The 24,177-nt window shown below is 66.0% G+C and carries 26 protein-coding genes; 11 read left to right on the forward strand and 15 right to left on the reverse strand.

What is annotated here, in order from left to right; translation table 11 throughout:
- Positions 1-42: 42 nt before the first annotated feature.
- Positions 43-312 carry a 30S ribosomal protein S15 gene (gene rpsO, locus CH276_RS17695; protein ID WP_032397847.1) on the reverse strand — a complete coding sequence of 90 codons (270 nt, stop codon included), beginning with the start codon at positions 310-312 and terminating at the stop codon, positions 43-45.
- Between the two features lie 134 nt (positions 313-446).
- Positions 447-1,415: a bifunctional riboflavin kinase/FAD synthetase gene (locus CH276_RS17700; protein ID WP_176459297.1), complete on the reverse strand. Its 969-nt coding sequence runs from the start codon at positions 1,413-1,415 to the stop codon at positions 447-449.
- 103 nt (positions 1,416-1,518) lie between these two features.
- Here CH276_RS17700 and CH276_RS17705 point away from each other — a divergent pair, with 103 nt between their 5' ends.
- Genes CH276_RS17705 through CH276_RS17720 form a run of 4 tightly spaced genes read left to right on the forward strand, consistent with a single transcriptional unit; the run spans position 1,519 to position 4,935 of the window.
- Positions 1,519-2,481, forward strand: a complete 963-nt coding sequence (locus tag CH276_RS17705; RefSeq protein WP_032397845.1) for a metal ABC transporter substrate-binding protein — start codon at positions 1,519-1,521, stop codon at positions 2,479-2,481.
- A complete protein-coding gene (locus CH276_RS17710; RefSeq protein WP_045195510.1) occupies positions 2,478-3,305 on the forward strand; it encodes a metal ABC transporter ATP-binding protein in 828 nt (275 codons plus the stop codon). The genes CH276_RS17705 and CH276_RS17710 overlap by 4 nt, the downstream gene beginning before the upstream one ends.
- Positions 3,306-3,308: 3 nt before the next feature.
- Positions 3,309-4,181 carry a metal ABC transporter permease gene (locus tag CH276_RS17715; RefSeq protein WP_094631757.1) on the forward strand — a complete coding sequence of 291 codons (873 nt, stop codon included), beginning with the start codon at positions 3,309-3,311 and terminating at the stop codon, positions 4,179-4,181.
- A 1-nt stretch (position 4,182) separates the two neighbouring features.
- Positions 4,183-4,935 carry a metal-dependent transcriptional regulator gene (locus CH276_RS17720; protein ID WP_371828393.1) on the forward strand — a complete coding sequence of 251 codons (753 nt, stop codon included), beginning with the start codon at positions 4,183-4,185 and terminating at the stop codon, positions 4,933-4,935.
- Positions 4,936-4,947: 12 nt separating this feature from the next.
- Here CH276_RS17720 and truB read toward each other — a convergent pair whose 3' ends face one another.
- The 3 genes from truB to CH276_RS17735 are packed head-to-tail and all read right to left on the reverse strand — an operon-like array spanning position 4,948 to position 7,501.
- On the reverse strand, positions 4,948-5,880 hold the full coding sequence (gene truB, locus CH276_RS17725) for a tRNA pseudouridine(55) synthase TruB (RefSeq protein ID WP_094631827.1): 933 nt from the start codon (positions 5,878-5,880) through the stop codon (positions 4,948-4,950).
- Between the two features lie 35 nt (positions 5,881-5,915).
- Positions 5,916-6,581, reverse strand: a complete 666-nt coding sequence (gene npt, locus CH276_RS17730; RefSeq protein WP_094631758.1) for a 4'-phosphopantetheinyl transferase Npt — start codon at positions 6,579-6,581, stop codon at positions 5,916-5,918.
- Positions 6,578-7,501 carry a metallophosphoesterase family protein gene (locus CH276_RS17735; RefSeq protein ID WP_032397841.1) on the reverse strand — a complete coding sequence of 308 codons (924 nt, stop codon included), beginning with the start codon at positions 7,499-7,501 and terminating at the stop codon, positions 6,578-6,580. The genes npt and CH276_RS17735 overlap by 4 nt, the downstream gene beginning before the upstream one ends.
- Before the next feature lie 242 nt (positions 7,502-7,743).
- Here CH276_RS17735 and CH276_RS17740 point away from each other — a divergent pair, with 242 nt between their 5' ends.
- Genes CH276_RS17740 through CH276_RS17755 form a run of 4 tightly spaced genes read left to right on the forward strand, consistent with a single transcriptional unit; the run spans position 7,744 to position 10,868 of the window.
- A complete protein-coding gene (locus CH276_RS17740; protein ID WP_032398374.1) occupies positions 7,744-8,142 on the forward strand; it encodes a TOBE domain-containing protein in 399 nt (132 codons plus the stop codon).
- A 10-nt stretch (positions 8,143-8,152) separates the two neighbouring features.
- On the forward strand, positions 8,153-8,950 hold the full coding sequence (gene modA / locus CH276_RS17745; RefSeq protein WP_441344240.1) for a molybdate ABC transporter substrate-binding protein: 798 nt from the start codon (positions 8,153-8,155) through the stop codon (positions 8,948-8,950).
- On the forward strand, positions 8,947-9,777 hold the full coding sequence (locus CH276_RS17750) for an ABC transporter permease (protein WP_045195519.1): 831 nt from the start codon (positions 8,947-8,949) through the stop codon (positions 9,775-9,777). Before modA ends, CH276_RS17750 begins: the two co-directional genes overlap by 4 nt.
- Positions 9,774-10,868: a sulfate/molybdate ABC transporter ATP-binding protein gene (locus CH276_RS17755; protein ID WP_094631759.1), complete on the forward strand. Its 1,095-nt coding sequence runs from the start codon at positions 9,774-9,776 to the stop codon at positions 10,866-10,868. Before CH276_RS17750 ends, CH276_RS17755 begins: the two co-directional genes overlap by 4 nt.
- 7 nt (positions 10,869-10,875) lie before the next feature.
- Here CH276_RS17755 and CH276_RS17760 read toward each other — a convergent pair whose 3' ends face one another.
- From CH276_RS17760 to rimP, 8 genes are all read right to left on the reverse strand, one after another.
- Positions 10,876-12,204: an MATE family efflux transporter gene (locus CH276_RS17760; protein ID WP_094631760.1), complete on the reverse strand. Its 1,329-nt coding sequence runs from the start codon at positions 12,202-12,204 to the stop codon at positions 10,876-10,878.
- Entirely contained in the window at positions 12,201-13,199 is a 999-nt protein-coding gene (locus tag CH276_RS17765) for a DHH family phosphoesterase (protein WP_094631761.1), read from the reverse strand. Before CH276_RS17765 ends, CH276_RS17760 begins: the two co-directional genes overlap by 4 nt.
- Position 13,200: 1 nt before the next feature.
- Complete coding sequence (rbfA, locus tag CH276_RS17770) at positions 13,201-13,665, reverse strand: 30S ribosome-binding factor RbfA (protein ID WP_032398371.1); 465 nt, start codon at positions 13,663-13,665, stop codon at positions 13,201-13,203.
- 101 nt (positions 13,666-13,766) lie between these two features.
- Positions 13,767-14,057 (reverse strand): DUF503 domain-containing protein, encoded by a 291-nt coding sequence (locus tag CH276_RS17775; RefSeq protein ID WP_032397837.1) that lies wholly within the window; start codon positions 14,055-14,057, stop codon positions 13,767-13,769.
- A gap of 154 nt (positions 14,058-14,211) precedes the next feature.
- Entirely contained in the window at positions 14,212-17,118 is a 2,907-nt protein-coding gene (gene infB, locus CH276_RS17780; RefSeq protein ID WP_032397836.1) for a translation initiation factor IF-2, read from the reverse strand.
- 97 nt (positions 17,119-17,215) lie between these two features.
- Positions 17,216-17,551: a YlxR family protein gene (locus tag CH276_RS17785; protein WP_373557300.1), complete on the reverse strand. Its 336-nt coding sequence runs from the start codon at positions 17,549-17,551 to the stop codon at positions 17,216-17,218.
- Between the two features lie 93 nt (positions 17,552-17,644).
- Complete coding sequence (nusA, locus tag CH276_RS17790; RefSeq protein WP_032397835.1) at positions 17,645-18,652, reverse strand: transcription termination factor NusA; 1,008 nt, start codon at positions 18,650-18,652, stop codon at positions 17,645-17,647.
- Positions 18,649-19,224, reverse strand: coding sequence for a ribosome maturation factor RimP (rimP, locus tag CH276_RS17795; RefSeq protein ID WP_094631829.1), 576 nt, complete (start codon positions 19,222-19,224; stop codon positions 18,649-18,651). Before rimP ends, nusA begins: the two co-directional genes overlap by 4 nt.
- A 168-nt stretch (positions 19,225-19,392) precedes the next feature.
- Here rimP and CH276_RS17800 point away from each other — a divergent pair, with 168 nt between their 5' ends.
- Together CH276_RS17800 and CH276_RS17805 are read left to right on the forward strand one after the other, a co-directional pair.
- Positions 19,393-19,896 carry a hypothetical protein gene (locus CH276_RS17800; RefSeq protein WP_094631762.1) on the forward strand — a complete coding sequence of 168 codons (504 nt, stop codon included), beginning with the start codon at positions 19,393-19,395 and terminating at the stop codon, positions 19,894-19,896.
- The gene (locus CH276_RS17805; RefSeq protein ID WP_032397833.1) at positions 19,893-20,333 is read left to right on the forward strand and encodes a ferritin-like domain-containing protein; all 441 of its coding nucleotides are present in this window, start codon (positions 19,893-19,895) and stop codon (positions 20,331-20,333) included. The genes CH276_RS17800 and CH276_RS17805 overlap by 4 nt, the downstream gene beginning before the upstream one ends.
- Here CH276_RS17805 and CH276_RS17810 read toward each other — a convergent pair.
- On the reverse strand, positions 20,296-21,750 hold the full coding sequence (locus CH276_RS17810; RefSeq protein ID WP_045195531.1) for a DHA2 family efflux MFS transporter permease subunit: 1,455 nt from the start codon (positions 21,748-21,750) through the stop codon (positions 20,296-20,298). The two genes, CH276_RS17805 and CH276_RS17810, sit on opposite strands and share 38 nt — an antisense overlap.
- An 83-nt stretch (positions 21,751-21,833) precedes the next feature.
- On the opposite strand from CH276_RS17810, the gene CH276_RS17815 reads away from it, so the two are divergent.
- Entirely contained in the window at positions 21,834-22,448 is a 615-nt protein-coding gene (locus tag CH276_RS17815) for a TetR/AcrR family transcriptional regulator (RefSeq protein ID WP_045195533.1), read from the forward strand.
- 3 nt (positions 22,449-22,451) lie between these two features.
- Here the strand turns inward: CH276_RS17815 and CH276_RS17820 are convergent, their stop codons facing one another.
- Positions 22,452-24,176: an acyl-CoA dehydrogenase family protein gene (locus CH276_RS17820; protein ID WP_094631763.1), complete on the reverse strand. Its 1,725-nt coding sequence runs from the start codon at positions 24,174-24,176 to the stop codon at positions 22,452-22,454.
- Between the last annotated feature and the right edge of the window lies 1 nt (position 24,177).

The following is a 24,177-nucleotide window of genomic DNA, read 5'->3' on the forward strand; positions in this document are numbered from 1 at the left end:
GCGTCGAACGGTGCATCGGTGACATCCTCGCGTCTCCGAAGACTATCGACGCAGACCCAGACGCTCGATGAGCGAACGGTAGCGGGTGACGTCGACCTTCGCGATGTACTTGAGCAGACGACGACGACGTCCGACCAGCAGCAGCAGGCCGCGGCGGGAGTGGTGGTCGTGCTTGTGCGTCTTGAGGTGCTCGGTCAAGTCGACGATGCGCTTGGTGAGCATTGCAACCTGCGCCTCGGGCGAGCCCGTGTCGGTGGGGTGCAAGCCGTACTCGCCGAGAACGGCCTTCTTCTGTTCGGTGGTCAATGCCACTGGTACTACTCCTGATCAATGACGTCCGCGTGAAAGGAAGCAACGCGCCCCGATCGAACGACCGAGGTCGACACGACGGGATCGAAGCCGGTACAGCCGCCACGGACCGCAGCGTGCACCGAGGGGACAGCCTATCAGGCCGTGCTAGCCGCCAGGATCGAGCGGGCACGCTCGGCGTCGCGGCCCATTTCCTCCACGAGAGCTTCCATCGAGTCGAACTTCTCCATGCCCCGCAGTCGGTCGACGAAGTCGACTGCCACATGTTGCCCGTACAGGTCGGCCTCGCCGTCGAGTACGAATGCCTCGACGGTTCTGGTGCGCCCCGAGAACGTGGGATTGGTGCCCACGGACACCGCCGCAGGGTGCCGCTCCCCCGGAGTGACCGTCCCCATGATCGGGCCGGGCCCGAGCACGGTGAACCACGCCGCGTAGACGCCGTCCGCGGGGATGGCCGAGTACATGGGTGGCGCGACATTGGCTGTGGGATAACCCATCTGACGACCCCGGCCGTCGCCGTGCACGACGACACCCTCCACGCGATGCGGCCGTCCGAGCGCGGCGGCGGCTGCGGCGACGTCTCCGGCATCCACGCACGATCTGATGTACGTGGAGGAGAACGTCACGGCATGCTCGGCGAGCAGGTTGACTCCGTCGACCGCGAATCCCGATCGTTCGCCGATCTTCCGGAGCATCGGCACCGTGCCGAGCGCCTTCTTGCCGTAGGTGAAGTTCTCGCCGACGACGACCTCGGCAACGTGGAGTCGTTCGATCAGAATCTCGTGCACGTACCGCTCGGGGGTGAGTTTCATCAGCTCGGGCGTGAACGGCATCACACAGAACACGTCGATTCCCAGTTCCTCGGCGAGTTCGGCTCGTCTCGTCAGGGTCGTCAACTGCGCGGGATGACTTCCCGGCCGCACGACCTCCATCGGGTGCGGATCGAATGTCATGAGCACGCTGGGAACGCCGCGCTTCTTCGCAGCGCCCACCGCTCGCTCGATCAGCTGTGCGTGCCCGCGGTGAACGCCGTCGAAGACGCCGATCGTGAGCACGCATCTGCCCCAGTCGGCAGGTACATCGTCGAGACCTCGCCATCTCTGCACACCGCGAAGCCTACGGCCCGACGGCCGCTCGGTCACTCTCGGACAGGCGTGTCGCGCGCGGTTGCTATGGACAAAAAGGTATTCCCACGGTAAATATTTCGGGGTGCCTAACTTATTTCTTCGCCAGCGTGGATTTCACGCCGGACGGATTCTTGCGAGCTGGGCCGTGGTTGGACTACTGGTAGCAGCGTCGACGGGCTGCGCCCGCGCCGTCGGAGAGGACGATCCGACTGTGCTCGACGACGACAGACCCTTGGTTCTGACGACCTTCACCGTCCTCGCCGACATGGCCGCCAATGTGGCCGGCGACCACCTTCGAGTGGAATCGATCACAAAAGCCGGTGCCGAGATCCACGGCTACGAGCCGACACCGGGAGACCTACGCACCGCGGAGCAGGCCGAGTTGATCCTGGACAACGGACTCGGGCTGGAGGCCTGGTTCGAGAAATTCGTCGAGCGCATCCCCGCACCGCATGCCGTGGTGAGTGCGAACGTGGATCCGATCTACATCCGCGACGACGCGTACGCGGGCAAAGCGAACCCCCACGCGTGGATGTCCCCCGTCGTGGCCGAGACGTACGTCGAGAACATCGCCGACGCGTTCGTTGCGCTCGACCCCGCCAACACCGACGACTACCGCGCGAACGCAGCGGCGTACGTCGAGCAACTCCGCCGGGTCGGTGCCGAGCTGGACGCCGATCTCTCCGGACTGCCCGCTCGTCAACGTGCGCTGGTCACCTGTGAGGGCGCATTCGGGTATCTGGCTCGTGACTTCGATCTGCAGGAGGCGTACCTGTGGCCGGTCAACGCCGAGCAGGAAGGCACACCGAAACAGGTGGTCCGCACCATCGATTTCGTTCGCGACAACGACGTACCCGCCGTGTTCTGCGAGTCGACCGTCTCGGACAAGGCGCAGCTGCAGGTCGCCGAGGACACCGGCGCTCGGTTCGGCGGACAGCTCTACGTCGATTCACTGAGCGATGCGGCCGGCCCCGTCCCCACGTACCTGGACCTACTGCGCTACGACGCACGGTTGATCGCCGACGCACTGGTGGGAGAACGATGAGCGAGCACACTGGGGCCCCGAATCTCAGGGCCCCGCACGAGAACGAGGCAGCGCTGGCGGTGGACACCGTCAATGTCCGATACCGCGACGTCGTGGCGCTCACCGATGCCAGTCTGACGCTCGCACCGGGCCGGGTGTGCGGGTTGGTCGGCATGAACGGATCGGGCAAGTCGACGCTGTTCAAGGCCGTCATGGGAGTGGTCAAGCCGAACTCCGGATCGATCACCGTGTTCGGCGGCGACCCGGCTCGGGCGCGCAAGGCAGGAACGGTGAGCTACGTACCCCAGGCCGAATCCGTCGACTGGACGTTCCCGATCAGCGTGCGCGACGTGGTGATGATGGGCCGATACGGGAAGCAGAATTTTCTTCGCACTCCCCGAGCAGCCGATCGACGGGCGGTCGACGAGGCTCTCGAGCGCGTCGATCTGGCCGAACTCGCGAGCCGACAGATCGGTCAGCTCTCCGGCGGTCAACGCAAGCGTGCGTTCGTCGCCCGCGCCATCGCCCAGGAGGCGTCGTTGCTGTTGCTCGACGAGCCCTTCGCCGGCGTGGACAAGAAGACCGAAGCCACCATCACCCGGCTGCTCCGCGAACTCGCCGCACACGGCGCCTCGGTTCTCGTGTCGACACACGATCTCCATGCTCTGCCGGATCTGTGCGACGAGGCGATTCTGCTGCAGCAACGGGTGCTGATGCACGGCAGTCCCGCCGAGGTACTGCGTCCGGAGAACCTGGCGCTGGCCTTCGGCATCGACCCGTCGAAGGTCGACCAACTCGGTGCAGGCAATCGAACCCAGGCCACCCCGACCACGGAAGCGAGCTGAACCGTGTATCTCGTCGATTTTCTCGTCGAACCACTCGAATACACCTTCATGCAGCGGGCCCTCCTGGTGACCGTGACCGCCTCGATCGTGTGCGCGGTGCTGAGCTGCTGGCTCGTTCTCATCGGGTGGTCGCTGATGGGCGACGCCGTCTCGCACGCCGTGCTGCCCGGCGTCGCATTGTCGTATCTGCTCGGTGCACCGTTCGCGATCGGCGCTCTTCTGTTCGCCCTCATCGCGGTCGGTGCCATCGGGGTCGTGCGCAACACCACCATCGTCAAGGAGGACGCCGCCATCGGCGTCGTCTTCACCACCTTGTTCGCGCTCGGTGTCGTCCTGATCTCCAAGTTTCCGAGCCAGATCGACCTCAACCACATCCTGTTCGGCAATCTGCTCGGCGTCTCGCAGGCGGACATGATCCAGGTGTTCGTACTCGGCGGCATCGCGTTGGCCGTCATGATCGTCAAGCGTCGGGACTTCACTCTCTTCGCCTTCGACCGCACCCAGGCCCGCGCCGTCGGCATCAATCCGACGGTGATCTCGGCTGTGATGCTGACCCTGCTGGCTTTGACGACGGTGGTGGCACTTCAGGCCGTCGGCGTGATTCTCGTGGTGGCGATGCTCATCACCCCAGGTGCGTCGGCGTATCTGCTCACGCACAGCTTCGGCCGCATGCTGGTATTGGCACCGCTTGTTTCGGTGGGTTGCGCGCTGGTGGGGATCTACGCCAGCTTCTATCTCGACGTGTCCTCCGGTGGCAGCGTCGTGCTCACTCAGGGGTTGGTCTTCGTCCTTGCCTACCTCTTCAGCCCCTCACAGGGCATCGTCGTCCGCGCCGTGCGCCGACGCGGACAGGTACCGGTGGCTCCGGCCGGGTGAGATGTCTTTTTCCATTGGATTGCCTAAGCTCGGCGACGTGGCGCAACGAAAAGACGATCCCGCACCGGCCGACGAGGGCGTCCAGCTGTCCGCGGTTGCGCAGGATTACCTCAAGGTCATCTGGACGGCCAGTGAGTGGAGCGAGGACTCCGTCAGCACCAAGATGCTCTCCGAGCGCATCGGCGTTTCCGCATCGACGGTGTCCGAGGCGATTCGCAAGCTCGCCGACCAGGGCATGGTCGACCACGCCCGCTACGGAGCCATCTCGTTGACGGAGAAGGGCCGCCTGGCTGCCATCGGCATGGTGCGTCGGCACCGTCTGATCGAGACCTATCTGGTCCGCGAACTGGGGTACGGCTGGGACGAAGTGCACGACGAGGCAGAGATTCTCGAACATGCAGTCTCGGATCTGATGATGGATCGAATCGACGCCAAACTGGGTCACCCCGAACGGGACCCGCACGGTGACCCGATTCCGTCGGTGGACGGTGCGATCGAGACTCCGTCCGCGACTCGCCTGAGCGAGTACCTCGACGGACAATCCGGCCGAGTCGCCAGAATTTCCGACTCCGACCCGGCCATGCTCCGCTACTTCGATTCCGTCGGCATCACGCTGGACCTGCCGATCACGGTGGTCGAACGACGTGACTACGCCGGCACCGTCGCCATCGAGCTCGCCCGCACCGACGCCACCGATTCGATCGACCTCGGCCACCGCGCCGCCGAAGCGATCTGGATGGTTCCGGCGAACTGACGTCGGTTCGCTTCAGTGTCCGCGCAAGGTCGCGGGCCGGACCACCATGACCGAACTGGCGCGCTTGCCCTTCTCCTGAAGCAGAGCGATGGTGTGACCCGTGGGATCGACCGCCGCGTACACCCCGTCGATTCCGACCGGATCCAGCCACCTTCCCTGGCTCAACGACTCCGCCTCACCCGCGTCGATCTGCCGGTGCGGAAAGGCCGTTCGCGCCGCCTGGTCGATGTCCAGGCTCACGGCCGGGTTCTCGGCCAGCTCTTCGAGCGTCCGCGCATGGTCGAGGGTGAAGGGTCCGACGCGAGTGCGACGCAGCACGGTCAGGTGGCCGCCGACGCCGAGTGCAGCGCCGAGATCGCGCGCCAGGGCACGCACATAGGTCCCGGACGTGCAGTCCACCTCGACATCGAGGTCGACGAATGCCGATTCGTTGTCCACGACATCGCGCCTAAAGGTCACGTCGAATCGGGTGACGCTGACCTTGCGGGCGGCGAGGGTGAACTCCTCACCTGCGCGGGACAGTTTGTGGGCGCGTTGCCCGTCGACCTTGATGGCGCTGACGCTCGCAGGCACCTGCTCGATGTCGCCCGTCAGGGCGGCGATCGCGGCCTGGATCTCGGAGTCGGAGACGTGCACGGCCGAGACATCGGCCAGCAGGTCGCCCTCGGCGTCGTCGGTCGTCGTGCTCCGGCCGAGCCGGATGGTCGCGGTGTAGGACTTGGTGGTCAGCGAGAGCAATCCCAGCATCTTGGTCGCACGCTCCACGCCGAGCACCAGCACGCCCGTCGCCATGGGGTCCAGAGTCCCCGCGTGGCCGACCTTCCTGGTGCGCAACAGTTTTCGACACGACGCCACCACGTCGTGGCTCGTCACACCCGGCCCCTTGTCGACCACCAAGAGGCCGGCACCGACGAGACCGGACGAAATCTTTTCACGGGCACTCACGAGAGAGCATTGTGCCAGGCCCGCGAATCCGGCCGTCACATCACCGAGATCGCCGTCATCACCAGACCGCCGGCCACCATCCAGCGACCGTCGAACGCCGACAGAGGCGGGCCGGAGACGGTGTCGCCCGGCACCAACAACTCGGAATGGAACGTTCCCGAGAGGTCGTCGCCGGAGCCGGTTCGCTCGAAGGTGATGTGCGCGTCCTCGAAACCGAGCCACCGTCCGGTCAACGGCTCCCAGGCCTTGTACGTCGCTTCCTTGGCACAGAACAACACTCGGTCCCAGTGGATGTCCTCACGACCGGCCGCCTCCAGCCACTCCCGCTCGGCCGGCAGGCTCACCGCCTCGAGCACGCCGTCGGGCAAGGGGCCGTGCGGCTCGGCGTCGATCCCCACCGACCGCACCTGCATCGAATAGGCCAGCACCGCGCCGCGATAACCGTCGCAGTGGGTCAAGGATCCGACCACACCCTTCGGCCACTGCGGTGCACCGGACTTGCCGCGCATGATCGGCGCGGGCTCCACGCCCAACTTCTCCATCGCCACCCGAGCACAGTGTCGAGCCGAGGTGAACTCACGCTTGCGCTTGTCCACCGCCTTGGCCACCAGCGGAGCTTCGAGCGGATGCGGCGTCAAACCCGGTGGGTCCGCGAACAATTCGGCCGAGACGACGCCGTTGGGAAGTATCGATTCGATCACTTGCCTGCCCTCATCTTTTCTACCTCTGCCTCCATCTCGGGCGTCACCGTGAAGTGTCCGCCCCACTTGTTCAACGCACCCGGCGGATACTCGGGGACCGGAAGAATCTGGCGCAGAACGTTCTTCGGCAGGCCGCGGCGCTGCCATTCGCGCGGGTAACCCACCGACACCTCCTCGAAGCGAACGCCGTCGTAGTAGGTCGTCCGCGGGATGTGCAGGTGTCCGTACACCGAGCAGATCGCGTTGTACCGCGTGTGCCAATCCGCCGTCAGAGTGGACCCGCACCACAGCGCGAACTCCGGGTAGAACAGCACCTCGGTGGGCTGCCGGACCATCGGGAAGTGGTTGATCAACACGGTCGGAACGGATGTGTCCAACGCATCGAGACGCTCCCGGGTGGCGTCGATCCGCGCGTGGCACCAGGCATCTCGCGTCGCGTACGGCTGCGAGGACAGCAGGAATTCGTCGGTGGCGACCACGTTCTTCTCTCGCGCGATCGCCAGGCCGTGCTCCTTGTCGCGCGCTCCCTGGGGCAAGAACGTGTAGTCGTAGAGCAGGAACATCGGCACGATCGTCGCCGGGCCGCCTTCACCCTCCCAACGCAGGTACGGATCCTCCGGGGTGACGACGTCGATCTCGCGGCACAGGTTGACCAGGTACTCGTAGCGGGCGGCGCCGTGGATCTGGACAGGATCTTTCACCGTCGTCCACAGCTCGTGATTTCCGGGAACCCAGATGACCTTCGCGAAACGGCTACGGAGCAGCTCGAGCGCCCACTTGATGTCGTCGGTCTTCTCCGACACGTCGCCGGCAACGATCAGCCAGTCGTCGGGAGATTCGGGAAAGATGTCTTCGGTCACGGGTCGGTTACCCCGATGTCCGACGTGAATGTCGCTCACTGCCCACAGCTTCGCTGCCACTGAAAATTCCTTCCGATGCGCTCGGCCGCCGGCGTCGAATCGCCAGAACCGTCCGAGAACGTACCAACGTCCAATACTCCATGCAGATTCCGCGCAGTGTCCGGGCGGGGTGACGCGGCGATTCGGTCGACGACCGAACGGTGTTGCTCACCGACACCGAGATCGAGTCGAAAGACCCGCAGATTCGGGTATATGGTGCCTCTCATGACTTGTTTGCGGACGTTTTCTGGGATTGCACCCCGATGACAGTGCCCCCGGTCCGCGTTCGTGACGCCGCAGCCCTCCTCGGTGTCAGTGACGACACCGTGCGCAGATGGATCGACAGCGGAGCGCTGCCCGCGCTCGAGGACGAGACCGGACGCAAGGTCATCGCCGGTCGCGACCTCGCGGACTACGCACGCGAACATGCCGTTCCTCCGCCCGAGATCTCGTCGGGTGGCAGCTCCGCCCGCAACCGGCTCGTGGGTTTGGTCACCGAGGTCGTCTCGGACGCGGTGATGAGCGAGGTGAGCATGCAGTGCGGGCCGTTCACGATCGTGTCGCTGATGAGCACCCGATCGGTTCGCGAACTGGGGCTCGAGCCCGGCAAGGTCACCGTCGCTGTCGTCAAGGCGACCACCGTCATCGTCGAGACACCGTAGAACGCAGGAGATGTTCGTGAAGACAATGCGCCAGGTATCCGCCCTCGTGGTTACAGCCACCCTGATGCTCGTCGGATGCAGCTCGCAGTCCGATTCGACAACGCCCGATGCGGCCTTGGACGCCCACGCAGTCGGAGGCGAGATCACGGTCTTCGCCGCAGCATCGCTTCGCGCGACGTTCACCGATCTCGGTACCCGCTTCGAGGCCGAACACCCCGGAACCTCGGTGGAGTTCAGTTTCGCGGGTTCGTCCGATCTGGCCGCACAGCTGATCTCCGGCGCGCCCGCCGACGTCTTCGCCTCCGCGGATACGAAGAACATGACCGCGACGGTCGACGAGAATCTGGTGGCCGGCAGTCCCGTCGACTTCGCGTCCAACACTCTGACCATCGTGACCGCCCCCGGAAACCCGAACCGCATAGCCTCGTTCGCCGATCTGGCGAACCCCGATGTTCTGACCGTGATCTGCGCGCCCCAGGTGCCCTGCGGTGCGGCGACGGCCGCGGTCGAGACCGCAACCGGCACGCTCGTCCCGGCCGTAAGCGAGGAATCCTCGGTCACCGACGTACTGGGCAAGGTTACCTCGGGGCAGGCCGATGCCGGACTGGTCTACGTCACCGACGCCGCCGGAGCAGGCGCAGCCGTGACCACGGTGCCCTTCGAGGAGTCGAGCGAGGCCGTCAACACCTACCCGATCGCGACACTGCGGGGTTGCGGCAACCCCGACACAGCGCGCGCATTCACCGAGTTCGTCACCGGACCCGTCGGCCGAGACGTGCTCGGTCGAGCCGGTTTCGCGGCGCCGTGACCGCCAGAGCCGTCGACGGCGGGCAACCATCGGCAGGACGCCGTCCGACCGTCGGGGTACCGCCGTGGATATTCGCACCGGCCGCCGTGGGCGCCCTGCTCGTCGTGTTGCCGTTGGCCGCGATGTTCACCCGAATCGACTGGTCGAATTTTCTCGGTCTCGTCACCTCCGAATCCGCCGTCGCAGCACTGGTTCTGAGCCTGAAGACAGCGACGGCCAGCACCGCAGTGTGCGTGCTTCTGGGCGTGCCGATGGCAATCGTGCTCTCGCGCAGCTCGATTCGAGGGCTGTCGATCCTTCGCTCTCTCGTCGTCCTGCCCTTGGTTCTTCCCCCGGTGGTCGGCGGCATCGCGCTGCTCTACACCTTCGGACGCCAAGGCCTGTTGGGCGAGCACCTCGAAGCCTTCGGTATTCGAATAGCGTTCACCACCTCGGCCGTCGTGTTGGCGCAGGTGTTCGTGTCGCTCCCCTTCCTCGTCGTCGGCGTCGAGGGTGCCCTCCGTACGGCCGGCGACCGATACGACGTGGTGGCTGCCACCCTCGGTGCCACCCCCACGACCGTCCTACGGCGGGTCACCGTTCCACTGATTCTTCCCGGACTGATGTCCGGAACAGTCCTCGCCTTCGCCCGCGCACTCGGAGAATTCGGCGCGACGTTGACCTTCGCCGGTTCTCTCGAAGGCGTGACCAGGACGCTGCCGCTGGAAATCTACCTGCAGCGCGAGAGCGACCCCGATGCCGCGGTGGCGCTGTCGCTGGTGCTGATTCTCGTCGCGGCACTCGTTGTCGTCACCGCACGCGGCACCCGATCGTCGGGAACGCTGTGAGTTCACTACACCTGAGGGCCACCCTCGGTATCCGCGGCATCGATCTCGAACTCGATGCCCGCGAGGGCGAGACGGTGGCTGTTCTGGGGCCGAACGGGGCGGGCAAATCGACACTGCTGCAACTCGTCTCGGGCGTGGTGGCACCCGACCACGGAATCGTCCGACTGGGCGAGGACGTGTTGACCGACACCGCCTCGAACACCGCCGTGCCGATTCATGCGCGAGGCGTTGCGACCCTCGCTCAGGAAGCTCTGCTGTTTCCTCACATGGACGCTCGCACGAACGTGGCCTTCGCACCACGCAGCGCCGGCGCGGACCGCGCCACCGCGCGAACCGTCGCCGATACCTGGCTCGACGCCGTCGGAGCCTCCCACCTGGCCGATCGCCGCCCTGCGCAGTTGTCCGGCGGCCAGGCCCAACGTATCGCCATCGCGCGCGCTCTCGCGGCCGATCCACACCTGCTGCTGCTCGACGAACCCCTGGCGGCACTGGATGTCGACACGGCACCGGGCATTCGGCGCGTGCTGCGCACGGTGTTGCGCGAGAGCGGCCGCACGGCCTTGATCGTGACCCACGACCTGCTCGACGTCGTTGCACTCGCCGATTCCGTCGCAGTCGTCGACGGCGGGCGCGTCGTCGAGAGAGGCTCGGTCACCGAGGTCCTCACTGCCCCTCGCAGCGAATTCGGTGCCCGCATCGCCGGGGTGAACCTGATCTCGGGACGGGCCGTCGACGCCGACGACTCGACGTCCCTGACCACCGACTGGGGAGTGACGGTGCACGGCTCCGGGCGGCACGCCACCGACACTCCACTGGTAGCGGTGTTCTCCCCCGCCGCTGTGTCGGTACACCCGACACCACCGCATGCAAGCCCCCGCAACGTGTTCGAGGTGGTGATCGAGGAGATGGAGGTGCAGGGCTCCGGCATTCGTGTTCGGTCACGTCCGCAACCCGACGGTTCCCCCGGCATGGCCGCCGACATCACCCCGGCTGCGGTATCGGATCTCGGGCTCGAGCCCGGCCGCAGCGTGTTCTTCGTCGTCAAGAGCCACGAGGTGGCGTTACACCCCGCGTTGCCGTCGCAGCCCTGACCGACGGTCAGTGGCGTAGTTGGCGGTCGCTGCCGACGACCAACCACTTACCGGACAGCGCCCGTCCCGCGACGGCGAGCATGCGTAGCCCGACGAAGACGCCGAGCCCGGTCCAGATCCCGACCAACCCCCAGTCGAACACCAGAGCCGACCAGATGAACGGTAGAAAGCCCACGACGGCGCACGCCATGGTCGCGTTCCGCAGAAACGCAGCATCGCCACTGCCGAGCAGCACTCCGTCCAGCGCGAACACCACGCCCGCAACGGGAATGATCGCCACGAAGATCCACCAGATCGCATGCATCTCGTCGATGACCGATGCGTCGGTGGTGAACAACTCCGGGACGAACGAGCGTCCGACCGCGAACACGCCTGCGAGGACGACCGCGAAGACCGTCGACCATGCGGTCAGCCGCCACGCGAGTGCGCGCGCGTCGTCGGTCCTGCTCGCGCCGAGGGCTGCACCCACCAGGGTCTGAGCGGCGATCGCCAAGGAATCGAGCATCAGCGACACCAGGTTCCACATGTGCAGGACCACCTGATTGGCGGCGACCGACGCCGCACCGAAGCGCGACGCGACCGCAGCGGCAGACAGGAAGCAGGCTTGGAACGCCAGGCTGCGCACGATCAGGTCGCGTCCCAACACCAGCTGCGCGCGCATCACCGACCAGCGCGGGCGCAACTCGGTGCTCGCTCGCACGACTGCGAACACGAACAGCGCACCGGCGAGGCCCTGCCCGATCACGTTGGCCACGGCCGATCCCACCAGCTCCAGACGCGGGAATCCGAGCAGCCCATGAACCAGCAGTGGGCACAGAACTGCCGACACACCGAAGCCGAACACGACGAAACGCAGTGGGGTCACCGTGTTCTGGACTCCGCGCATCCATCCGTTTCCGGCCAGAGACACCAGGATGAACGGCACACCCAGCAGAGCCACCCGTAGCCACGCGAGAGCCTCGGCGGCGATGTCGCCACCTCCGGTGAGTACCGACACCACGGGCTCTGCCGCGAGTTGCATCACCGCGACGATGGCGATACCGATCGCGAAGGCCAACCAGGTTGCCTGCACACCCTCGCCGACAGCATCACGTTCGCGACCGGCACCGTGCATACGAGCCGCGCGCGCGGTCGTGCCGTAGGACAGAAAGGTCAGCTGGGTGCTGACCTGGGCCAGCACGAGCCCGCCGATCGCCAGGCCCGCGAGGGCCAAGGCACCCAGCCTGCCGATCACGGCTGCGTCGAACAACAGGTAGAGAGGTTCGGCGGCGAGGACGCCGAGGGAGGGCAGCGACAGGCCGAGAATCTTTCGAGCGGTGACCGGAGTGGAGCTCACGACGTGGACAAGGCTCCGCGCAGCGCTTCGATCACGTCGGACAATTCGCCGGTCGCGGTGTAGCCGGCTGCATTCCGGTGCCCGCCGCCGCCGAGTTCGCACGCCACAGCCGAGACGTCGACCTCGGTCTTCGAGCGCAGGGAAACCACCCAGATCGAGCCGAAGTCCTGCTGCTTGAGCACGGCGGCCACCTCGGCTTCGGAGGTGGTGCGCACGATGTCGATCACGCTCTCGATCTCCTCGGAGCGCAACCCGGCCGAATCCTCGCTGCGAATCACGGCGTACACCAGCCCGCGTCCGTCGACGGCATCGGGAATCAGCGAGGCCGAACCCAGGACCGAACCGAGCATCGGGAGCCACTCGAACGGATGGGTGTCGAGCAGTTTGCGAGCGATGTGGGCGCCGTCGATGCCCGTCGCCAGCAGTCGTTCGGCCAGCAGGTGCGACCCGGGACGAACCCACCGGAACGAACCGGTGTCGGTGACCAGGCCCGCGAACAGCAGGTGAGCCAGATCTGCGTCGATCTCCACACCCCACTGGTCCAACATCCGCGCGATCACAGCGGTGGTCGACTCCGCGGAGGCATCCACCACGTTGACCGTTCCGAATCGGGTGTTGCTGCGGTGATGATCGATCACGAGGCTCGCCGACGCGGAATCGAGCCGAGCGCCCAGCGAACCCAGCCGGCCACGACTTCCGGCGTCGACGGTGATTACCAGGTCGACGGTGTCCGTGACCTTGTCGGCGTCGACGAGAAGGTGCCTTCCCGGCAGCTCGTCCATCGACTCGGGCAGAGACGACGGAGCTGCGAACGCCACCTGGACCCTCGCACCGCGACGTTCGAGTACCGAACCGAGCGCGAGCCCACTGCCGATCGTGTCTGCATCGGGCTGAACGTGACACAGCACGGTCACCGAGGATGCACGTTCGAGCATCTCGATCGCCCGGGTCAGATCCTCGTCGGTCTCCGACACCGACCCCGAACCATCGGCCATGTCAGTCGGCTTCGGCGGGCTCGACGTCTGCAGGCTCGCGCGGGGCTTTGTATGGGTCGGGGTCGCCTGCGGGCTTGGCGTTCGCACGGGCGCGGGCCAGTTCCTCGTCGGCCACTCGGGCGCGTTCGAGAAGGTCTTCCATGTGGCGTGCGGTGTCGGGCACCGTGTCGGTCACGAACGTCAACGTCGGCGTGTACCGCACACCCGTTCCTGCCCCGACCTTCGAGCGCAGGACGCCCTTGGCCTTCTCGAGTCCTGCTGCGGCAGCCTGCAGGTCGGGCGGAGTATCGAGGTCTTCACCCATGACGGTGTAGTACACCGTTGCGTCGTGCAGGTCGGCGGTCACCTTGGTATCGGTGATGGTCACGAACGCCAGCCGGGGATCCTTGATCTCGTGATCGATCGCCGTCGCAACGATGGCGGCGATTCGCTTGGACAACTTTCGAGCCCTGGCCTGATCCACCACGACAATCACACTCCTCTTTCATGGCCGGACGTCGATTCTCGCGACGTACCGACGGTTGTGCACTCCACCTCTGCCGGACAGTGCTCGGCACAGGCACCGGATCAATCCTCGGGTCCGAAGATTCTCCGGCGTACCGCCAACAGTTCCAGATCGTTGCGTTCGGCGACATGCCGTTCGCACTCGTCCAGTTTGTCGTGCAGTAGATCTACATCGGTACCGGCTGCAGCGACCCCCAGCAGGGACCGCCGAATACGTTCTCGCTCACCGGTTTCGGCCGCCGACACTCCCAGCCGTTGGAGATCACCGAGGACCGGTTCCACCATCGACCTTTTCTCGGCGAGCGAACGCACGTCCCCCAACAACACGTCCAACTCCAAAGCACCCAGATACACGCTGACGTCCTTCGATCAGCTTCGACGACAAAGCCGGTGGTGGTACAGCTGTCGTACCACCACCGGCTCGAAAGTCGGAGCGCAGTGTCACTCCCCTGGCTTCACCACCGAGCCGACGCGACCGGATGCGGAGCCGAACGGCTCCGCATCGGTTCTAGTCGCGCGGCTTTTCACGGAGTTCGTACGCCTCGATGACATCGCCCACCTTGATGTCGGAGTACGTCACCGTCAAACCACACTCGTATCCCTCACGAACCTCCGTCGCGTCGTCCTTCTCGCGGCGGAGCGAGGAGATCGTGACGGTTTCCGCGACAACTGCACTGTCTCGGATGAGCCGCGCCTTTGCGTTGCGACGGATCGTACCGGAGGTGACGAGGCAACCGGCGATGTTTCCGACCTTGGAGGAACGGAACAGCGCGCGAATCTCGGCCTGCCCGAGGGCGACCTCCTCGTACACCGGCTTGAGCATGCCCTTGAGGGCCTTCTCGATCTCGTCGATGGCCTGGTAGATCACCGAGTAGTACCGGATGTCGACGCCTTCGCGGTTGGCCAGCTCGGTGGCCTTGCCCTCCGCTCGAACGTTGAAGCCGATGATGATCGCGTTGGATGCCGACGCCAGGTTGACGTTGGTCTCCGTGACGCCACCGACACCGCGGTCGATGACGCGCAGCTCCACCTCGTCGTCGATCTCGATACCGAGCAGCGCCTCTTCGAGTGCTTCCACGGTTCCCGAGTTGTCGCCCTTGAGGATCAAGTTCAGCTGCGAGGTCTCCTTCAGAGCTGCATCGAGATCGTCGAGGCTGATGCGCTTGCGGCTCTTGGCAGCCAACGCATTGCGCTTGCGCGCATTTCGACGGTCGGCGATCTGACGGGCGATCCGATCCTCGTCGACGACCAACAGGTTGTCGCCTGCACCGGGCACCGACGTGAAGCCGATGACCTGCACCGGACGGGACGGCATCGCTTCGGTGACGTCCTCGCCGTGCTCGTCGACCATTCGACGAACGCGTCCGTACGCGTCGCCTGCGACGATCGAGTCACCGACCCGGAGCGTTCCGCGAGCGATGAGCACGGTCGCGACGGGGCCACGACCACGGTCGAGGTGCGCCTCGATGGCGACACCCTGCGCGTCCATGTCCGGGTTGGCACGCAGATCGAGCGACGCGTCGGCCGTCAGCAGCACCGCTTCGAGGAGGGCATCGATGTTGGTGCCCTGCTTGGCGGAGATGTCGACGAACATCGTCTCGCCGCCGTATTCCTCGGCGACCAGACCGTATTCGGTGAGCTGCTGCCGGATCTTGTCCGGGTTCGCGCCTTCCTTGTCGATCTTGTTCACCGCGACCACGATCGGCACGTCGGCCGCCTGGGCGTGGTTGATGGCCTCCACCGTCTGCGGCATGACGCCGTCGTCGGCTGCGACCACGAGGATCGCGAGGTCGGTGGCCTTGGCACCACGGGCACGCATGGCCGTGAAGGCCTCGTGACCGGGGGTGTCGATGAACGTCACGAGACGCTCGTTGCCCTCGAGCTCGGTCAGCACCTGGTACGCACCGATGTGCTGCGTGATTCCGCCTGCCTCGCCTTCGCGCACCGTGGTGTTACGAATCGAGTCGAGCAGTCGCGTCTTACCGTGATCGACGTGGCCCATGACGGTGACGACCGGGGGACGCTGTTCCAGGTCTTCCTCGCCGCCGGCATCCTCGCCGTAGGTGAGGTCGAACGAGTCGAGCAGCTCACGATCCTCGTCCTCCGGGCTGACGACCTGAACGACGTAGTTCATCTCGCCGCCGAGAAGCTCCAGCGTCTCGTCGTTGACGGACTGCGTCGCGGTGACCATCTCGCCGAGGTTGAACAGGGCCTGCACGAGTGCGGCCGGGTTCGCGTCGATCTTGTCCGCGAAGTCCGACAGCGATGCGCCGCGGGCGAGACGGATGGTCTCACCGTTGCCGCGGGGCAGCCTGACGCCGCCGACTGCGGGAGCCTGCATGCTCTCGTACTCGGCGCGTTTCGCCCGCTTCGACTTGCGGCCACGACGAACTGCTCCGCCGGGACGACCGAATGCACCTGCTGCTGCGCCGCGCTGACCGGGGCGTCCACCGCCGCCGGGACGACCGCGGAAACCACCTGCGGGAGCGCCGCCTGCGGGGGCACCACCGGGAGCACCGGGAGCGCCGCCGCCGCGGTAACCACCGCCACCACCGCCGCCGCCGGGACGTCCGCCCGGAGCGCCACCGGGACGACCGGGACGACCTGCTGCGGGACCGGGACGTGCCGAACGGGTCGGCATGGCACCGGGGTTGGGGCGAGGAGGCATCGAGCCCGGGCTCGGGCGAGGTCCGGCCTGGCCCGGTGCGGGACGGGGCCCACCCTGGCCGGGAGCCGGACGAGTGCCACCGGACGGTGTTGCGGGACGGGGTCCACCCTGTCCGGGAGCCGGCCGTCCGCCACCGGGGCGCGGAGCACCGGGTGCGGGACGGGGAGCCGGTCGCTCCACGGGAGCCGAGGAGTACGGGTTGTTACCGACACGCGGAGCCTTGGGGCCGGGCTTGGGGCCGGGACCTGCTGGCTTGGGAGCTGCCGGGGCCGGTGCAGCGTCGCTGGTCGCAGCCGACGCGGCCGGAGCCTGCTCGACCGGAGCGGCGGGCGCTGCGGGCGAAGGGGTCGGCGCTGCCGGGGCCGGAGCCGGTGCGGCTGCCGGAGTTGCGGGCGCAGCGGGAGCTGCCTCCGCCGGAGCTTGCGCTGCGGGTGCTTCCGGCTCTGCCGGACGGGGTGCCGGCTTGGGGCCGGGACGGGGTCCGCCCGGTTTCGCTGCGCCCGGCTTCGCGGTGCTGCCTGCAGCGCGATCGGCCGCTGCGCGACCGTTCGGTGCAGCTGCGGCGGGTGCGGACGCGTCTGCACCGTCGGACGGGAAGGATTCACGAAGTCGACGTGCCACTGGGGCTTCGACTGTGGATGATGCGGACTTGACGAACTCGCCCTGCTCTTTGAGCCGTGCGAGTAGTTCCTTACTGGTGACACCGAGTTCTTTTGCCAACTCGTGCACGCGGGCCTTGCCTGCCACTGCTCTCCTCACTGAGAGGCCGAGCGAGGCTTGGTGCCCGCACGACCTCGGGTTATCTCCGATGGACGTTCATCGTTGGTGCTTCACGGTGTGCTCATCAGTGCTGTTGCCTGTTCTTGTCGACGGGTGTTGCTCTTGTCGTGTTCTCGGCCTGCAGCTGCTCGTACTCGTCGAGCACGACTGTCACTGCGGACGAGTCCACATTTCCCGATATCCGAAACGCACGTCCGAAGACTCGGCGTCGTTCCGCATTGTGCAGGCATTCTCGGCTGTAGTGCAACCACGCACCACGGCCGGACATCGAATGCCGGACGTCGGGGACGAGAGCGAATTCGTGCGAACCAGCTTCTCGAACCACGATCCTCAACAGATCGGCGGCCGGCAGTCGCTCCCTGCACCCGATGCATGTACGAATCGGCCGGCTTGTCACCACCGGATACTCGCGTTCATGCCTCTGGGACGAGAGGTCGTTACCGAACCATCGACCACTCTACCGCTGTATTGCCCCGAACTCCGCATTCCGGCCCTATGCGCTGGTCGTCTCGGGTGCCGCCGCATCGCTGCGGATGTCGATGCGCCAGCCGGTCAGTCGAGCGGCCAGTCGAGCGTTCTGCCCTTCCTTGCCGATGGCCAGAGAAAGCTGATACTCGGGCACCACGACCCGGGCCGCGCGAGCAACCGCGTCGACGACGGTCACAGAGACAACCTTCGACGGGGACAGTGCATTCCCGACGAACGTGGCCGGATCCTCGTCGAAGTCGATGATGTCGATCTTCTCGCCGGCAAGTTCGCTCATCACGTTGCGCACGCGCTGCCCCATCGGCCCGATGCACGCGCCTTTGGCGTTGAGACCGGACACGGTGGAGGCAACGGCGATCTTCGAGCGGTGCCCCGACTCGCGGGCCACTGCGACGATGTCGACCGAACCGTCGGCGATCTCGGGCACCTCGAGGGCGAACAGCTTGCGCACCAGATTCGGATGGGTGCGCGACAACGTGATCTGCGGACCCCGATTACCTCGGGCGACTCCGACGACGTAGCACTTGATGCGTTCGCCGTGCTCGTAGCTTTCACCCGGCACCTGCTCGGCGGGCGGCAGGAGGCCGTCGGCTCCGTTGGCGTCACTGCCGATGCGGACGATGACGGTGCCCTTGGCGTTGGCGCGCGTGTCGCGCTGGATGACGCCGTTGACGATCTCGCCCTCGTGTGTGGCGTACTCACCGAACGACCGCTCGTGCTCGGCGTCGCGCAGGCGCTGCAGGATGACCTGACGCGCCGTGGTCGCCGCGATGCGTCCGAAGCCTTCCGGGGTGTCGTCCCACTCGGAGATCACATTGCCGTCGGCGTCGATTTCCTTGGCCATCACTCGAACGGAACCGGTCTTGCGATCGACGTCGATCCACGCGTTGGACTGGTGCCCCTCGGTGTGCCGGTAGGCCGTCAGCAACGCGGTCTGAATCGTCGAGATCACCATCTCGATCGGAATTCCCTTGTCCGCCTCGATGGCACGCAATGCGGCAATGTCGATATTCACTTGTCCGACCCTTCTTCCGGTGCTTCCACGTCCACGATCTCATCGGTGTTCGCGGGTGACGGCCGACCTCCGACCACACCACCCGCCAGGTCCATCTCTTCGACACTCGGCCGCGAGAACTCCACCTGTACAACAGCTTTCACTACATCGGACAGTGCAACGGAGCGAGTCGCCAGCACACCCTTCTCCTTGGTCACCACGGTGACCGAATCACCGTCGAGCACGCCGACGCGACCGTCGAACTTGCCGTCGCCGAGCTCGATACGCACCTTGCGTCCGCGGGCCCGACGCCAATGCCGAGCCTCGGTCAGCGGGCGGTCGATTCCAGGGGTGGTGACTTCCAGGGTGTACGGGGCTTCCCCGAAATCGGTCACGGCATCGAAGGCGTCCGAGATCTCGCGGCTCAGTTCCGGGAGCGCGTCGAGGTCGATTCCCTCTTCGCGATCGACCATGATCCGGACTGCACTGTGTTTTCCTGCGGCGACGACGTTCACGTCTTCGAGGTCGTAACCCCGTTCCCGAACGAGGTCGGCGAGCAGTTCGACAACCCTTTCCTTGGACGGAACAGGCATGTCGCGAACTCCTCGTGTGTAGTTGTGGGCGATCCGGCGTGCGGCAGCCGGACTGCGTTTGGTGAACCAACAGCCTACCGCCCCGCAGGCACTGCTCGTGACCACGATCGGTCGACGCGACACACGGGCACGGCGCGTGCCGGCGCTGCGGTCTGGCACGATATCGGAGTGCCATCGCCGACCGTCCCCTTCGCGCTCAGTCGCCGCGGGTTGTTCCGACTCGCCGGTGCCGCCGTACTGTCGGCGACCACCGTTTCCACGATGGTGGCCTGCGGCAGAGAAGAGATCTCCGGTCCTGCCCTCGATACCCTGACCGCGCAGTTACGCGCAGCCCGAGCCGATGCCGCCGATGCGACCGCGGCCGCGGCCGTGATCGCCGACTACGCGGCCGCACTCGGAATCGTTGCGGCGCAGCGGACCGAACACGCCGATGCGCTCGACACCGAGATCGCCCGCGCCACCGGCACCTCGACCGACACGTCGTCGGTCACGGCCACCACCACACCGGCTCCCACGACGCCGCCGCCCGACCTGGCCGCCGTACGGGAGATGTTGACTGCGTCCGCTCGCAGCGCAGCGGATGCGGCTCGCAACGAAAGTGGTTACCGGGCAGGCCTTCTCGGATCGATCAGCGCCTCGTGCACCGTCTCGGCCCTGGTGGTTCTGGCATGAGCGATCTCGGTCCGGAACAGCAAGGCCTGGTCGATGCCCTGCACGCGGAGTACGCGGCGGTGTTCGCCTACGGCGTCGTCGCGGCGTTCTCCAACCCGACGCGCGCCGAACTGGTGGCGTCGAACACTGCCGCTCACCGCGCGCGCCGAGACGCGACCATCGATGCGCTCCAGGCGGCGAGCGTCACTGTGCCACTGCCCGACCCGGCGTACGCGTCCCCGTTCCCGGTGACCGACGCGATCTCGGCTGCGCAGTTGGCCGCGCAGGCGGAGATCGACACGAGCATCGCGTGGCGTTCGTCGATCGAACGCAGCCGGTCGGGAGCGACCCGCGACATGGCAGTGCAGGCACTGACCGACGCCGCGGTTCGCCTCGCGACGTGGCAGCAGATTCTGGGCGTCAGTCCGTCGTCGACGGCATTTCCCGGCCAACCGTGATCGCGCCTGCCGGTCCGGCGGAACGTCCCGGCATGAACAGCGCCGCCACGAGTCCGATCGCCACTGCCCCTGCACCGACCAGCAGTGCCGGTGCCAGGGCGTCGGTGTAACCGGTGGGCGTCAGTGATCCACCCGCTCCGATGAACACCGCAGTCAGCACCGCGATGCCGAGCGCGATACCCACCTCCCGCACGGTGGAGTTCGCGCTGCTCGCGGTGGCGTGATCGTCGTCCTTCATATCGCGCAGCACCGCCGTGGCGGACGGAGCGAACGTCAGTCCCATGCCCACTCCGGCCATCAGCAACGCCGGGACCATCGCCGGGTACTCGGTATCGGGTCCCAGAATCAGCGCCATCCACACGAGCGAGACCGACTGCAGCGCCAGGCCGCCGACCAGTAGTCCGCGCAGCCCGACGCGCTCGGCGAGCAGACCGGCGATCGGCGCGACCACCATCGGTGCGGCAGTCCACGGCAGGGTGCGTAGTCCGGCCTGGAACGGCGTGTAGTTCATGACGATCTGCAGGTACTGCGCGAGGAGGAACACCGCGCCGAACATGCCGAGCGAGAACATGATTCCGATGATGTTGGCGATGGTGAAGCTGCGCGAACGGAACAGGGCAAGGGGCAGCACCGAGTATCGGGTGCGCGAGGCACGCAGGACGAAGGCCACGAGCAGTACCGCCGAGCCGATGAAGCCGGCGAGCACCGTCGCCGACGCCCACCCGTCGTCGTTGCCGTGCACCACCGCCCAGATCAGGAGGAAGACTCCGCCGCCCGAGAGGACCACGCCGAGCAGATCGAGCGGTCGGCTGCGCCCTGCGGTTTCCTTCAGCGCGATGTACGCCAGCGGTATTGCGACGAGTGCCACCGGTACGTTGATCCAGAAGATCGCCTGCCATGAGATCCCGTCGACGACGGCTCCGCCGACCACCGGCCCCAGTGCGACGCCGAGGCCGGAGACTCCTCCCCAGATACCGATTGCCATCGCACGCTTGCCCACCGGCACGACCGCGGCGAGCAGGGCCAGGGACAAGGGCATGATCGCGGCAGCACCGATTCCTTGTACTGCGCGTGCCGCGATGAGCATCGCTGGAGTCGTGGCGAGCGCGCTGGCAACGGAGGCGGCGGTGAAGACGGCGATTCCGCCGAGGAACACCGCGCGTCTGCCCCATCGGTCACCGAGCGTCGCCGCTGTGAGCATGAACGTCGCGAAGCTGAGGGTGTACGCGTTGAGGAACCACTGCAGTTGTCCGACAGAGGCGTTCAGATCCTGCTGGATGACCGGGAGTGCACTGGTCATCACGAGATTGTCGAGCGTTGCCATGAACATCGGCAGGGATGCTGCGACGATGCCGAGCCACACCGGAACGTTCCGAGTGGCCGGTTGCACTGCAGGCGGAGAGGTTGTGGCGGTCATGGTGGACGTCCCGTCTTGGAGCTTGTAAGCATCGAATGATTACTTAATCCAGACCGTAAGTTATCGACTGATAACCTGTCAACATGTCCGACGCCTCGATCGCCAAGCCCAGAGCCACCCGGATGGACGCGGCCGACCGCCGCGAACTCGTCCTCGACGCCGCGACACAGGCGTTCGCACGCGGGGGTTACGCCGGAACGAGTACCGACGCAGTGGCGAAACTGGCCGGCGTATCGCAGCCGTACGTGGTCCGTATGTTCGGAACCAAGGTCGAATTGTTCCGGCTCGTGTTCCAACGCTCCATCGACGGCATCATGACGGCGTTCGACCGAGTCCTGGCTTCGGGCCCCCTCGACCCGGCCGACGACCGGACCTGGGCCGACCTCGGGGGTGCCTACGCCGACCTGGTGGCCGATCGCGACCTGTTGATGGTCATGATGCACGGGTTCGGCGCAGGGGCGGTACCCGAGATCGGCCGGCAGGCCCGAGAAGGAATGGGCGCGATCTACAGCCAGATCCGCAACGGAACGGGCTGTTCGGAAGATCAGGCACGCGCGTTCATCGCGCACGGAATGCTGCTCAACGTCCTGATGTCGATGCAGGCACCGGAGCATCCCGAGGACAGCGCTGGACTGCACGAGATGACGATGTGCGCGTTCGGGACGAAGCTCGTTCCGACCGATCCCGGAGCGCTGTGACGATCAGGGACGCATCTCGTACCGACCGTCGTACGAGACGACCTCGTTCCAGACCGTCTCGAAACGGCCTTCGTCGACCACCGGCTTGCGAATCGCATCCAGAGCCCACTGTTGTTGTGCAGCAGTCGACGACGGCTTCCCGTACAGCGCGACGGCGTAACCGGAGAAGTCCCTGATCTGGAAATCGAAGATCTGGTCCATCATCTCGGTCGAGATCTCGTCGGCCTGCTCGAGCAGAAGGTGACCGTAGACGACGAGCGAGAACAGGTGGCCGACCACGAGCAGGAAGTCGAGGTCCTTCTGCTGCGCTTCGTCGGGCGCGCACTCGGCGAGAAACGCCCTGAACGCCTGCGCCTGCTCGTAGAACCGTCCGACATTGGGGATACCGGAGTGCTTCCGGTACACCGGATTCCAGTCGTGGAACCGCACCGAACTCGCACCCCTTGCCGGGCCCTGAGCGAAGAAGAAGCTGTCGTCCACCGGCTCGGTCCGAGTGCCGACATCGGGGTAGTCGGTGGGCGAGAACATGTAGGCAGGCATGAACTTGAGCATCAGGGCGACGTTGACGTGCACGGTGCCCTCGAGTTTGGGAAGTGTTCCGATCAACTGGGCTGCCTCACGGAAGTAGGTGTTCTTCTCGTACCCCTTGGCCGCGATGACGTCGTGCAACAGACGGACGACCGTTTCGCCCTCCGAGGTGACCTTGGCCTTGGTCATCGGATTGAACAGGAGGTAGCGCCGATCCTCGGCTCCCGCGCCGCGGAAGTAGTCCAGCGCCCGAGCACTGAACAGCTTCATGGCGATCAGACGCGAGTAGCCGTCGACGAATGCGCTGCGCACGTGCGGGAAGTCGGTGACGCGATTGCCGTACAGAATTCGGTTGTTCGCGTGCGTGATCGCCTCGTAGAACGCGTGCTCGCAGATGCCGATGGAGCCGGTGCAGAGGTTGAATTTGCCGACGTTGACCGTGTTCAGCGCGGCCGAGAACGCATCGGAACCGGTGTGCAGGATGTCCTGCTGCCGGACGGGGTAGTTCTCGAGCGCGAACGTGCTGACGTACATCTGCCCGTGGACGACGCTCTCGCGAAGCCGGTAGGCCGGATGCGAGCTGTCGGCCACGAAGAACACGTACGAATCGGGTCCGTCCACGTCGGTGCGTCGGCCGAACACCGAGACCATGCCCGCAACGTTGCCGTTTCCGATGTAGTACTTCTCCCCCGACGCGGTGAACTCGAGCTCGGAATCCTCGGACGCGGGCGTCAACAGCATGTCCGTGGAGTAGACATCGGCTCCGTGTGCGCGCTCGGACAGTCCGAACGCCATCACCCCGCCGCGGTCCAGCTCGCGTGCGGCGCGGCGTTTGGCGTCGTCGTTGGCACTCATCCAGATGGGGCCCAGACCCAGCACGGTGACCTGCCAGGTGTACCAGTAGGCCAGTCCGTAGAACCCGAGAACCTCGCTCAGGGCAGCGTTGCGTGCAGCGTCCCACCGCGTGTTCGGCGATCCCTCCGCGTACGCGGCGGGCGTGGAGAAGGTCGCGAACAGCTTCTTCTCGGCGACGAATTCGAGAAAGTCGGCCGGCCAGACGCTGTCCAGATCGTCGGCCAGGAGTCTGCCCTTGCCGCGACTTTCGAACCACTCGATCAGTGCGCGCAGTTGTCGGCGAGATTCCTCGTCCAGTTCGGCCGGACCGAACGTTGTCGGATCGAACAGCGAATACTGAGCCACG

Origin of the sequence: Rhodococcus sp. 06-470-2 (genome assembly GCF_002258235.1) — a bacterium.
Lineage (GTDB): Bacteria > Actinomycetota > Actinomycetes > Mycobacteriales > Mycobacteriaceae > Rhodococcoides.

Bases quoted from the DNA above. Each gene is read 5' to 3' on its own strand.
- CH276_RS17710 (WP_045195510.1), top strand. From the start codon at position 2,478: ATGAGCGAGCACACTGGGGCCCCGAATCTCAGGGCCCCGCACGAGAAC.
- CH276_RS17720 (WP_371828393.1), top strand. From the start codon at position 4,183: ATGTCTTTTTCCATTGGATTGCCTAAGCTCGGCGACGTGGCGCAACGA.
- CH276_RS17740 (WP_032398374.1), top strand. From the start codon at position 7,744: ATGACAGTGCCCCCGGTCCGCGTTCGTGACGCCGCAGCCCTCCTCGGT.
- modA (WP_441344240.1), top strand. From the start codon at position 8,153: ATGTTCGTGAAGACAATGCGCCAGGTATCCGCCCTCGTGGTTACAGCC.
- CH276_RS17765 (WP_094631761.1), bottom strand. From the start codon at position 13,199: ATGGCCGATGGTTCGGGGTCGGTGTCGGAGACCGACGAGGATCTGACC.
- rimP (WP_094631829.1), bottom strand. From the start codon at position 19,224: ATGCCTGTTCCGTCCAAGGAAAGGGTTGTCGAACTGCTCGCCGACCTC.
- CH276_RS17805 (WP_032397833.1), top strand. From the start codon at position 19,893: ATGAGCGATCTCGGTCCGGAACAGCAAGGCCTGGTCGATGCCCTGCAC.
- CH276_RS17810 (WP_045195531.1), bottom strand. From the start codon at position 21,750: ATGACCGCCACAACCTCTCCGCCTGCAGTGCAACCGGCCACTCGGAAC.
- CH276_RS17815 (WP_045195533.1), top strand. From the start codon at position 21,834: ATGTCCGACGCCTCGATCGCCAAGCCCAGAGCCACCCGGATGGACGCG.